Annotated in this window: 9 protein-coding genes; 1 reads left to right on the top strand and 8 read right to left on the bottom strand. The window is 46.6% G+C overall.

Going from position 1 to position 11897, the window contains the following annotated elements; translation table 11 throughout:
• Positions 1-5: 5 nt before the first annotated feature.
• Entirely contained in the window at positions 6-1643 is a 1638-nt protein-coding gene (gene pfaD / locus AB4512_RS10480) for an eicosapentaenoate synthase subunit PfaD (RefSeq protein ID WP_372131983.1), read from the top strand.
• Between the two features lie 113 nt (positions 1644-1756).
• On the opposite strand, the gene hflX is transcribed toward pfaD, so the two are convergent.
• The 8 genes from hflX to AB4512_RS10440 form a co-directional block, all read right to left on the bottom strand.
• Positions 1757-3124, bottom strand: coding sequence for a GTPase HflX (gene hflX, locus AB4512_RS10475; RefSeq protein WP_017071725.1), 1368 nt, complete (start codon positions 3122-3124; stop codon positions 1757-1759).
• Between the two features lie 270 nt (positions 3125-3394).
• Positions 3395-4507: an ABC transporter ATP-binding protein gene (locus AB4512_RS10470; RefSeq protein WP_017066148.1), complete on the bottom strand. Its 1113-nt coding sequence runs from the start codon at positions 4505-4507 to the stop codon at positions 3395-3397.
• A 6-nt stretch (positions 4508-4513) separates the two neighbouring features.
• The gene (locus tag AB4512_RS10465; protein WP_239717622.1) at positions 4514-5371 is read right to left on the bottom strand and encodes a carbohydrate ABC transporter permease; all 858 of its coding nucleotides are present in this window, start codon (positions 5369-5371) and stop codon (positions 4514-4516) included.
• Positions 5368-6306: a carbohydrate ABC transporter permease gene (locus tag AB4512_RS10460; protein ID WP_009848503.1), complete on the bottom strand. Its 939-nt coding sequence runs from the start codon at positions 6304-6306 to the stop codon at positions 5368-5370. The genes AB4512_RS10465 and AB4512_RS10460 overlap by 4 nt, the downstream gene beginning before the upstream one ends.
• A gap of 144 nt (positions 6307-6450) precedes the next feature.
• Positions 6451-7698: an ABC transporter substrate-binding protein gene (locus AB4512_RS10455; protein ID WP_017066147.1), complete on the bottom strand. Its 1248-nt coding sequence runs from the start codon at positions 7696-7698 to the stop codon at positions 6451-6453.
• Between the two features lie 111 nt (positions 7699-7809).
• A complete protein-coding gene (locus AB4512_RS10450) occupies positions 7810-9255 on the bottom strand; it encodes an ATP-binding protein (protein WP_017064094.1) in 1446 nt (481 codons plus the stop codon).
• A 45-nt stretch (positions 9256-9300) separates the two neighbouring features.
• A complete protein-coding gene (locus tag AB4512_RS10445; RefSeq protein ID WP_017060637.1) occupies positions 9301-10029 on the bottom strand; it encodes a response regulator in 729 nt (242 codons plus the stop codon).
• Positions 10030-10188: 159 nt separating this feature from the next.
• Positions 10189-11646: a protein adenylyltransferase SelO gene (locus tag AB4512_RS10440; protein ID WP_372174879.1), complete on the bottom strand. Its 1458-nt coding sequence runs from the start codon at positions 11644-11646 to the stop codon at positions 10189-10191.
• Positions 11647-11897: the final 251 nt, after the last annotated feature.

Genomic DNA, 11897 nt, shown 5'->3' with positions numbered 1-11897 from the left:
TAATTATGACAACTCAAACCACTATCAATAACGAAAAGCTATCTCCGTGGCCTTGGCAGATCGAAGAGAGCACAACTCGCTTTGATAACGCGGCAATGTCGACAATACTAAAAGACTTAAGCCTTGCTTGTTACGTCGTGAACCACCCAGAAAAAGGGTTAGGTGTTAGCCAACAAGCGGAAATTACATCGGGCGACTCAGCAAGTTCAGCGAACAACCAACCTGTTAGCGCCTTTGCTCCAGCTCTTGGTACACAAAGCCTAGGCGACGAAGATTTTCGTCGCTGCCACGGCGTGAAATACGCTTACTACGCGGGCGCAATGGCAAACGGTATTTCATCTGAAGAGTTGGTGATTGCGCTTGGTCAGGCTGGCATTCTTTGTTCATTTGGCGCGGCGGGCTTAATCCCATCTCGCGTTGAGCAAGCGATCAACCGTATCCAAGCAGCACTGCCAAACGGCCCTTACGCGTTTAACCTGATTCACAGCCCAAGTGAACCCGCGCTAGAACGTGGCAGTGTAGAGCTGTTTTTGAAGCACAAAGTGAAAACGGTTGAGGCTTCTGCATTCTTAGGTTTAACACCGCAAATCGTTCACTACCGTGCAGCTGGCCTTAGTCGCGATGCACAAGGTGAGATTCAGATCGGTAACAAGGTTATTGCTAAGGTAAGCCGTACTGAAGTCGCAAGTAAGTTCATGCAGCCTGCTCCTGTGAAAATGCTGCAAGCTTTAGTTGATGAAGGCCGAATCACAGCAGAACAGATGGAACTGGCACAGCTTGTTCCTATGGCTGATGACATTACCGCAGAAGCCGATTCTGGTGGTCACACCGATAATCGTCCACTGGTTACCCTACTGCCAACGATTCTTGCACTGAAAGAGCAAATCCAAGCTCAGTACCAATTCAAAACACCGCTACGTGTCGGTTGTGGTGGTGGCGTAGGTACGCCTGACGCTGCTCTAGCGACGTTTAACATGGGCGCGGCTTACATTGTTACTGGTTCAATCAACCAAGCGTGTATTGAGGCTGGCGCAAGCGAACACACACGTAAGCTGCTTTCGACAACTGAAATGGCTGACGTGACGATGGCTCCGGCGGCCGACATGTTCGAAATGGGCGTGAAACTGCAAGTGGTTAAGCGCGGCACCTTGTTCCCAATGCGTGCCAACAAACTTCATGAGCTATACACTCGCTACGACTCAATTGAAGCGATTCCAGTAGAAGAGCGTCTGAAGCTTGAGAAGCAAGTCTTCCGTTCAACACTGGATGACATTTGGGCGGGGACTGTGGCGCACTTTAACGAGCGCGATCCTAAACAGATCGAACGCGCTGAAGGCAACCCAAAGCGTAAAATGGCGTTGATCTTCCGTTGGTACTTGGGTCTTTCTAGCCGTTGGTCAAACACCGGCGAGCAAGGTCGTGAGATGGATTACCAAGTATGGGCTGGCCCTGCACTTGGCGCATTCAACGCATGGGCGAAAGACAGCTACCTAGATGATTACCAGCAGCGTAATGCAGTCGACCTAGCAAAACACCTAATGCATGGCGCAGCCTACTTGGCTCGTGTTAACTTGCTGACCTCGCAAGGTATCAAGCTTGATCCAGAGCTAGCACGTTGGAAGCCGACACAAAGAATGGCGTAAATGACCTAAATGGACTGGTTGACGAGTAACTAATTACTCAGCGACAGGAAACAAAAAAGCGACCTTATCGGGTCGCTTTTCTTTTGGTTGTTCTTGCCAGGCTCGCTACAAAATTAAGACTTCTGCATACGCTTTTTCAAGCGCGCTAAATCAATTGCACTTGAGCGTACAGTAAGCTTGATGCATTCGTAGTCGTATTCTTCCTTCACCACACTCATGTTTGAGCGAATCTCACCGATAATGCCTTGTCCAGAATAAGGAATCGTGATCTCTTCTTCGATCATGCCTTGTTCAGCCACACCCACAATGTACTTGTGTAGTTTGGTGATATCGAGCGGGTCACGAGTCGAGGTCAGCATTGCATCTGGGAATTCTTCAATCAGCTCTAACTGTTCTTCTTCGCTCAATCTATCGCACTTGTTCAGTACCAATAGTTTTTCGCTGCCTTCAACGCCCACTTGCGCTAATACTTCGTGTACCACATCAAGCTGTGCGCGGAATGAAACATCAGAAGCATCAACCACATAAAGCAGTAATGAAGCATCATGCGCTTCTGCTAGTGTTGAGTGGAATGAAGCAACCAGATCGTGTGGCAGTTTCTTGATGAAACCCACCGTATCTGACACTAAGATACGCGGCTGAGTGATCGGCTGAAGTGCACGAACCGTGGTATCTAAGGTCGCGAATAGCTTATCTTCACCGCTCACTTCGGTTGCGGTCATAGCGCGCATCATCGAAGATTTACCCGCGTTGGTGTAGCCAACCAGAGCAACAGTGAAAAGCTCCGAACGCTGAGTGCGTCGGTTCTTCATTTCGTCTTGTACGCTAACCAGCTCACGCTTAAGTGCAGCAATTTGGTCACGTACTTTACGGCGGTCTAGCTCTAGTGAAGTTTCACCTGCACCCTGACCCATTTGACGCTCTTTATCACCGTCGGCCGTCTCACGCAGTCGAGGCACTAGGTAGTTTAGTCGAGCGATTTCAACTTGCAGACGTGCGGTACGAGTACGAGCATGACGGCTGAAGATCTCAATGATGATACCAGTACGGTCAAACACCTCGACACCCAAGTGAGCTTCTACATTACGCAGTTGAGATGGGCTCAAATCACAGTCGAATACCACTACGTCAGCAGTACCAAACTCCACGTCTTCAGATGGAAGATCATCAAAATCTAACTCATCGATACCAGCACGAAAATCAAAAGACTCATCGATAAAATCTTCATCTTCGGCTTCTTCAATCGAACCTTGGTAACCGGTTAAGTGTGCAATTTCTGCAAGCTTACCTGCGCCCAACACGTTTTGTCGTTGTGTTGAACTGTGGTGCTGTGATTGTGTACCGACCACTTTAAACCCTAGGGTTGTTACTAAGCGAGCAAGTTCGGCAAGAGACTCTTTTGCTTCGTCACCTTTGAAGTCCGGTGTCGTAATAGAAATAAGTAAAGCGTTACTAGCTGAGGGTTTTGCTGTTAGTTTCATGTATTCTTCTGTTTATGCACTAATGTGCAACCTAGTATTTGGTCTAAAGTAGCGCGATCCTACGCTGTTCTCGGTCAGCTTTATAGAGCTAACGGAGGCTATTTGGCGATATTATTGCAGTTAATCCATTTATCTCGTTTATCCCTCTGTTTTCGTGAGGAAATAAAACAGGCTAAAACAACAAAAAAGACAGCATCACGTTACTTATTAGTAATTAGTGATACTGCCTTTGCTTAAGCTTAGACTCTCATTGAGCTACTGTCTCAAAAACTAAAAATCAATTCTCGCTTCAGTCTGAGCATCAAAGAATACCGCCTTTGATAAGTCAAAATGCAGCGGCGCCATTTGCCCAACTGACACTTCAAATTCTGGCGACAAGCGACATGCCACTTCTTGGTCGTTCACTTTCACCATCGCAATCGTATCTGGCCCTGTTGGTTCTAGCACTTCTAACTGCAAGTCTAGCTTGGTCGTTGCCGACACATCTTCACTTTCCTGCTCGGTAATATGTTCAGGGCGCAGGCCAATCACCACTTCTTTGCCATCTTGCTCACGCATGCTTTGTGGTAATCGAATGTGGTGCTCTTGCTCAGCTGTACCCGTTACTTTGATGATCGGATTCTGCTCATCATCCAAATCCACCATGGTCTTAATGAAGTTCATAGATGGTGAACCCATAAAGCCCGCCACGAACATGTTATTTGGCTTGGTGTAGATCTCTTGCGGCGTACCGAGTTGCTGCAGTTCACCATCTTTCATCACCGCAATACGATCCGCCAAGGTCATCGCCTCTATTTGGTCATGGGTGACGTAAACAATGGTGGTGTTAAGCTTTTGGTGAAGGCGTTTGATCTGGTGTCGCATCTCAACACGCAGCTTGGCATCCAAGTTAGAAAGCGGTTCATCGAACAGGTACAACTTAGGACGACGCGCTAGTGCACGTCCCATCGCGACACGCTGGCGCTGACCACCAGATAGCTGTGATGGTTTACGATCAAGCAGTTGCTCAATTTGCAGCATTTCAGCGACGCGATTCACTTCTGCGTCGATTTCGTCTTGTGGCATCTTGCGGATCTTCAAGCCGAAGGCGATATTGCCGCGTACCGTCATGTTTGGGTAAAGTGCGTACGACTGGAATACCATCGCGATGTCGCGGTCTTTAGGTTCAACCTGGGCCACGTCAACACCATCAATCACGATTTCACCCGAGCTAATATTTTCTAGCCCAGCAATGGTGTTCATTAGGGTGGATTTTCCACACCCCGAAGGGCCGACAAGTATCAAAAATTCCCCCGAATCGATACTGATGTCGATGCCCTTTAACGTTTCGTTGTCCGCGTTGCGATAGGTTTTACGGATCTGTTTTAAATCTAATGTTGCCATGAGTAATTATCCTTTTACTGATCCTGCCGTTAGGCCACGAACAAAATATTTTCCTGCGAAGACGTACACCAACAGTGTTGGTAGTGCGGCGATAATCGCGGCAGCCATGTCGACGTTATATTCTTTAACGCCAGTGCTGGTGTTGACTAGGTTGTTTAATGCCACGGTGATCGGCTGAGTTTCTGAACCTGAGTAAACCACCCCGAACAAGAAATCATTCCAGATTGCGGTGAACTGCCAGATCACCGTCACCATGATGATTGGCGTTGAGATCGGTAATAAGATCTTGAAGAAGATGGTAAAGAAACCTGCACCATCAAGTTTTGCCGCTTTGATCAATTCATCAGGAATCGAAATATAGAAGTTACGGAAAAACAGAGTGGTAAACGCCATGCCATAGATAACGTGCACAATCACCAAGCCAATCGTGGTGTTCGCTAACCCCATCTTGCCAAGCATGGTTGCCATTGGCAGCAGCACTACTTGGAATGGAATGAAGCAGCCAAAGAGCAACAAGCTAAAGAACAGGTTTGAGCCTCTAAATTGCCATTTCGTTACCACATAGCCATTGAATGCACCCAACAATGTTGAAATCGCTACCGCAGGAATCACCATTTGGAACGAGTTCCAGAAGTAGCCTTTAATGCCTTCGCACTTCACACCAGTACAAGCGGTGTCCCACGCTTTATACCAAGCATCAAACACCCACTCTTTTGGCAAGCTCATCAAGTTACCCGCCTTGATATCAGGCAGAGTTTTGAATGAAGTGAGCGCCATTACGAACAATGGCATTAGATACACTAAACAGAAGAAAAGCAGTGCTGAATAGATAAACATTCGAGCAAAATTGATGTTATTCATCATGACTTTTTCTCCCTAAGTTCAGAGTAAAGGTAAGGCACTAGAATCGCTAAAATACCGGCAAGCATCATCATGGCACTGGCAGCACCAAGACCAATTTGCCCACGTGTAAATGAGTGTGCGTACATGAATAGCGCAGGAAGATCCGATGAATAACCCGGGCCACCCGCTGTCATTGCGGTCACAAGGTCAAAGCTCTTAATCGCAATGTGTGACGTGATGATCACCGCGCTGAAAACCACAGGGCGCAAGCAAGGTAGAATGATTTTGAGATAGATGGTAGGTAAGCTTGCACCGTCAATTTGAGCTGCTTTGATGATTGATGAATCGATACCACGCAGACCCGCTAAGAACATCGCCATCACGAAGCCTGAAGACTGCCACAGTGCCGCGATAACTAAGGTATACACCGACATTTCCGAGTCGACTAACCAATCAAATTTGAAGTCAGTAAATCCCCAATCTTGCATCAACTTTTCAATGCCAAGACCCGGATTAAGAATCCATTTCCACGCCGTACCTGTCACGATGAATGACAACGCCATTGGGTAGAGATAGATAGTACGAATTGCCCCTTCTTGGCGGATATTCTGGTCAAGCAATACCGCTAAACCAACACCAAGCAAGATGGCAATAGCCATGAATAGAAAGCCAAACACACCGAGGTTGGTGATTGAGGTGATCCAGCGATCGTTATCCATCAGCTTTTCATATTGGGTTAACCCAACGAAGTTAAAGCTCGGCAGAAATCGAGAGTTAGTGAACGACAACGCTGCCGTCCAAAAAATGTAGCCGTAGATACACACCACGGTCACTAACGCGGTCGGCGCCAGTACAATTTTAGGTAACCAATGTTGCAACCTGTCAGCAAAACTCGGTTTCGGTGCAGGCTGGCTCCTTGTCGGTTTTGGAGTCGACTCAGTCAAAACATGCTCCATAACTTATCCTTGTTGCACAATCGAGCCAATGGCTTACCTCTCGGCACCACATCAGCATCACGCATATCAGAATTGGGAGTGAAGAGCAGATAGGCTCCCTACGAGCCTACCCACCCTGGGGGTTTGGTGTTAAACCAATTGAGATTAGATAGCCGCTTTCACTGCTTTTGCTAACTTAGCCGCCGCTTGTTTTGGATCGGCATCTTTTTCGTTGAAGAAGTTGGTTACCACGTCGTAAATCGCGCCTTGAGCGTAGCTTGTTGTCGCTAGGCCGTGAGCCATACTCGGAACAAGATCGCCAGATTTCGCACTCGCTTTGAAGGTTGCCATTGAATCCAACGCACATTGGTCGAACTTAGACATGTCCATATCTAGACGTACAGGGATAGAACCCTTGTTAAGGTTGAAGACTTCTTGGAAATCTTTGGTAAGAATGGTTTTCGCTAGGTCTTGCTGCGCTTTTTGGTTCTCTTTGTCACTCAGCTCAAAGAACGCAAAGCTATCGATGTTGAAAGTGAATTGGCCATCAGTGCCCGGTGCTGGTGCACAGATGTAATCTTTACCCGGTACTTTGCCTGCCGCAGTAAATTCACCTTTCGCCCAGTCACCCATGATCTGCATTGCCGCTTCGCCATTGATAACCATCGAAGTTGCTACGTTCCAATCACGACCCGGAGAGTTGCTGTCGATGTAATCACGCATCTTTTTGAACTTGGTGAACACTTCCACCATTTTGTCGCCAGATAACACGTCCATATCCAGATCAACGAACGCTTTGTTGTAATCTTCACTGCCTAGTACATCAAGTGCTACAGCTTCGAAGACTGTCGCGTCTTGCCAAGGTTGACCACCGTGAGCCAGTGGAATGAAGCCAGCCGCTTTAATCTTGTCTGCGGCAACAAAGAACTCATCTAACGTAGTTGGAACCGTCACGCCTGATTTTTCTAAAACAACAGGGTTCGCCCAAAGCCAGTTAACACGGTGAACGTTGACAGGAACTGCGACATATTCGCCATCCCACTTCATCACTTTAGTGACCACTTCTGGCAGTAGCTCATCCCATTTTTCTTGTTTCGCAGTTGCATCGAGAGACGTTAGAAAACCTAAACCACCCCACTCTTGAATATCATGACCTTTAATCTGCGCCGCAGATGGAGGATTGCCCGACACTGCTCGAGTTTTCAAAACAGTCATCGCACTTTCACCGCCGCCACCAGCAACAGCGAAATCTTTCCAAGTATGGCCTTGTTCTTCAATCATCTCTTTCAGTACAGCTGCGGATTTCGCTTCGCCACCGGCAGTCCACCAGTGAAGCACTTCCACTTCACCAGCTTGAGAAAATGTTGAGGCAGCAAGAAGAGATAGAGTAAGTAGGGTTTTATTGATTTTCATTATTATCTTCCATGTTTTAGCGGACTCGACGTCCGGTTCAATACAGAGTCTACTTATTCTGATTTGTAAGATTGAAACAAAAGGTAAGCTCAATGTAACACAATTGTTACATTAAACTTCTAGGCCTCGTGGAATATAGACTTTAGCTTCTAAGCCGCCTTGAGGGGAGTTACGAATAATGAGATCTCCGCCGTGTCCGTGTAGGATGTTTCGACAGATTCCAAGCCCTAAACCGTGTCCTTGGTCGTCAGTGGCGAGCCTGAAGTAAGGTTCAAACACCAACTCTAACTTGTCTTCAGGAATACCTTTTCCGTGATCTTGAATAGTCACGATAACCCACACCGAATCACTGTTAATATCGACTTCAGCTGATGTCCCATATTTCACAGCGTTGTCGATAAGATTGGTCAGCACACGTTTAATGGCTAATGGTTTGGCGACTAACGGGTCAACCACAATGGGCTCAAACTCAACCAAGGTTTGATGTTGGTTGTGCAGTTCAATCACGGAGAGCATCATCTCATTGAGATCGATAATGGCGTTGTTTTCGTGAAGGTCGGTATCTCTTACCGCTTGTAAAGCGCCCTTAACCATCATCTCAAGCTCATCCAAATCCTTATTGAACTTGTCTTTCTTTACTTCGCTTTCCAATAGCTCGGCTCGTAGTCTAAGCCGTGTTATTGGTGTCTTTAAATCATGTGAGATTGCAGAGAAAAGGTGCTCACGGTCGGCAACATAGCGACGAATCCGTTGCTGCATTCGATTAAACGCTCGGGTCGCCGTCACCAGCTCAGTAGCCCCCTCTTCGTTAAGTGGCGGCTGCTGAATATCCATACTCATCTCATTGGCCGCTCTTGCTAATTTTTTAAGAGGGCGTACTTGCCGACGAATCATCAAGTAAGTCAAAACCAAAAGAATGAGGGTCGAGGAAACTAAGAAGATCACCTGTTCTCTGCCGAGAATCGTATCGTCGAGTTTGACGTAAGGCGCAGGCAACAACGCGGCGATATACACCCATTCATGACTGGCTAATTCTATCTGAACAACCAGAATAGGAGGGTTAAGAGGTTCTAAGGTTAAAGTATGATGTGCCCACGATCGTGGGAGATCGCTCAAGTAGATGTCATTTTTAAGCAAACGAAGATGTTCAGGGCGAGAGAAATCAACCCGCACTGATTCGACTTTATTGAGCTTGCTACTCAAAACACTTTCTATCGCTTCAATCGAGGCGGTTTTTAAACGGGTATCAGGGATCGGTTCGACAATCAACGCCTCTTTATTGAAAGAAACGAAGAAGCGCGTACCGCCCATATTACGGATTTGATCCAACACGATATGGCGATATTTAACGGGCAGAGACTGGAAGAAAGTCACCGTCGAGGCAAACATATTGGCCATGCTTGAAGAGGCAGAACGAATCCCCTCCAGTTCTTTGTGTTTGGATTCGCTATACCAAATAGACGTTGCGATACCTTGAGCTATCACCACAGCTAACAAGGTCAGTAACAATGTTCTGGCAACCAAAGAGTTTGGCTTTAACCGACTCAACCCGTTCATAGGAAATACTTCATTGCCGAGGTGCTAATTAACATCACTTGATTATCAGTGTTCATACTGAACAGGCACAGCGAGGATATAGCCATTACCGCGCATGGTTTTGATGTAGTGAGGATACTTGCCACTGTCGCCCAATCGGCTTCTCAGACGACTAAGCTGCACATCAATGCCTCGCTCAAAAGGCAACGCTTCACGGCCTCTGGTCGCGAATGAGATAGTGTCACGGTCGAGAACTTCGTTAGGGCGAGTTAAGAACAACATCAACAGAGAAAAATCACTGCCCGACAAATCCATCTCTTCCGAGTTTTCATTGTGGGAAATTCGATGCGCTAACGTATCAAGCGTCCAATCACCAAAAACAATCTGTTTTGGCAATGCATCACTTGTCTTGTCATCCACCACTTGAACGCGGCGCAACAACGCTTTGATACGCGCCATTAACTGACGAGGGCTAAACGGCTTGGCAATGTAATCATCAGCACCAATTTCTAAGCCGATAATTTGGTCGGTTTCATCCGATACGGCAGTCAGCATGATGATAGGCACATTCGATTGCTTACGGACGCGTTGACACAAGGTAAAACCATCGTCACCGGGTAGCATCACATCAAGCAGAATCAGATCTGGATAACCTTGGTTTTGCAGATGAGCTTCTAGTTCAACACCATCTCCCACAGAAGAAACATCGAAACCAGATTTTGTGAGGTACTCTTCCAGCAGCTCGCGGATTTCTTGATCATCATCCACCACGAGAATTCGAGTATTTGTTGGCATCGCCCAAACCTATTAAATTTACAACTTATTCACATAGTGTATAGGCTGGCCGATTGTTTGATTATTGACATGTTTGTAAAGTTAGAAGAACAAACAGATAAAGATCACAACTTAGTGACCTCTATCTGAATCTTTAGGGCTTAATCCGCTATTGGTTGGTTATGAAGAGCAGCTGATCTCCATGGCTTTACCCCACTCAGGAGGTAGAGCCGCAAGGTATTCATAATCCGGGTGTTCCGCATAAGGGTCTGCCAGTACCACCATCAAAGCGTCAATATCGCTGCTATCACCGCGCTCTGCTTTGTCTATCGCTAGCTGAGCTAGGTAGTTTCTGAGGATGTATTTCGGGTTTACCTGTCTCATATTTTCGCAGCGCTCGACCACTGAGCTATCTTCCAATTCGCAGCGTTGTAAGTAGTTATCTACCCACAGTTTTGCTGCCTCTCGATCAATTATCAGATCAATCACTTCTTGTGGCGACAAGGTGTCTAGGTTCGATAGCGTTCTAAAGAACCTTGGGTAGTCGACTTTGTTTTGCGACATCAGCTCGAACATAGATTCAAACAAACGACTGTCGCCTTCTTGTTTCGAAAGTAGCCCCAACTTACGACGCATCATCTGACTAAAGTAACCGTTCATTTGCGGTTCGTACTGCTCTAAAGCCGCCTCTAAGTCGGCCTTATCCACCAGCGGAGAAAGTGAGTGAGCCAGTGCCGACAGGTTCCAAAGCCCTATTCTTGGCTGCTGGTTAAAAGCATAACGACCTTGGTAATCCGAGTGATTACAGATCAATCTTGGGTCATATTCATCAAGAAACGCAAACGGACCATAATCGAAAGTTTGCCCGATGATCGACATGTTATCGGTGTTCATCACGCCATGAGCAAAACCATTCGCTTGCCACAACGCAATCATCTCCGCGGTACGGTCAACAATCTGATTAAACATAGCAGCGTAGGGTTTCTCTTCATCGAGACACTCAGGGAAGTGCCATTCAATGACTTTATCGGCCAGCAACTTATGCTCAGCCAACTGATTGGTATAAAACAGATGTTCAAAGTGACCGAAACGGATGTGTGATCCGGCAGCACGCACCAACAATGCGCCCCACTCTTGCTTCTCTCGATATACCGGTGTGTCGCTGGTCATCATAGCCAACGCGCGAGTGGTTGGGATATTGAGCCCTGCCATCGCTTCGCTACATAAGTACTCACGAACGGTTGATCGAATAACAGCGCGTCCATCGCCCATACGTGAATAGGGCGTTTTACCGGCACCTTTAAGGTGTAAATCGAACGTTTCGCCACTTTTCGCGACAATTTGAGCTAATAACAGCCCTCTTCCATCACCTAAATCCGGGTTATAAGAACCAAACTGGTGGCCTGCGTATTTCATTGCTACAGGCGAAAACTGCTCAGGTTCAACATTGCCAGATAACGTTTCAAGCAATTCCTCGGAAGCATCATCAAATGACAAAAAACCGAGTTCATCCGCAAGCTTATGATTCCATGCGAGCCATTGGACATTGCTGAGCGGTGTAGGTTGAATTGGGGTATAGAACAGTCGAGGTAATGCAGTAAATCGATTGTTAAATGAAATAGAATCCCAGACAGACATGAGAGATACACTGTAGATAAAAGATAACTTAAGGTTATCACAGTTTCGTAACAACTTCAGAAGTGCGATGGCGCTTGTTTATAGAGGTAAGGTGATAAACCATTCCACAAGAAGAAAGTGGTGACTAGGAGTAAATTACTGGGGGATGCTTGCTAGAAGAAGATGACTAAGAAAAAGTTAAGTGGCTAGCCTGATGAGAAAAGCCACATTTATAAGAGAAAGAGTTCTGACTTTGAAGACTTTTTAACAAG

Origin of the sequence: Vibrio sp. 10N.222.52.B7 (assembly GCF_041474275.1) — a bacterium.
Lineage (GTDB): Bacteria > Pseudomonadota > Gammaproteobacteria > Enterobacterales > Vibrionaceae > Vibrio > Vibrio crassostreae_C.
The sequence above is the reverse complement of the archived record's forward strand: the minus strand, read 5'-3'. Positions and strand labels throughout refer to the sequence as shown.

What these genes read in the sequence shown, in the direction of transcription:
- pfaD (WP_372131983.1), top strand. Translation starts at nt 6, where the DNA reads ATGACAACTCAAACCACTATCAATAACGAAAAGCTATCTCCGTGGCCT.
- hflX (WP_017071725.1), bottom strand. Translation starts at nt 3,124, where the DNA reads ATGAAACTAACAGCAAAACCCTCAGCTAGTAACGCTTTACTTATTTCT.
- AB4512_RS10470 (WP_017066148.1), bottom strand. Translation starts at nt 4,507, where the DNA reads ATGGCAACATTAGATTTAAAACAGATCCGTAAAACCTATCGCAACGCG.
- AB4512_RS10465 (WP_239717622.1), bottom strand. Translation starts at nt 5,371, where the DNA reads ATGATGAATAACATCAATTTTGCTCGAATGTTTATCTATTCAGCACTG.
- AB4512_RS10460 (WP_009848503.1), bottom strand. Translation starts at nt 6,306, where the DNA reads ATGGAGCATGTTTTGACTGAGTCGACTCCAAAACCGACAAGGAGCCAG.
- AB4512_RS10455 (WP_017066147.1), bottom strand. Translation starts at nt 7,698, where the DNA reads ATGAAAATCAATAAAACCCTACTTACTCTATCTCTTCTTGCTGCCTCA.
- AB4512_RS10450 (WP_017064094.1), bottom strand. Translation starts at nt 9,255, where the DNA reads ATGAACGGGTTGAGTCGGTTAAAGCCAAACTCTTTGGTTGCCAGAACA.
- AB4512_RS10445 (WP_017060637.1), bottom strand. Translation starts at nt 10,029, where the DNA reads ATGCCAACAAATACTCGAATTCTCGTGGTGGATGATGATCAAGAAATC.
- AB4512_RS10440 (WP_372174879.1), bottom strand. Translation starts at nt 11,646, where the DNA reads ATGTCTGTCTGGGATTCTATTTCATTTAACAATCGATTTACTGCATTA.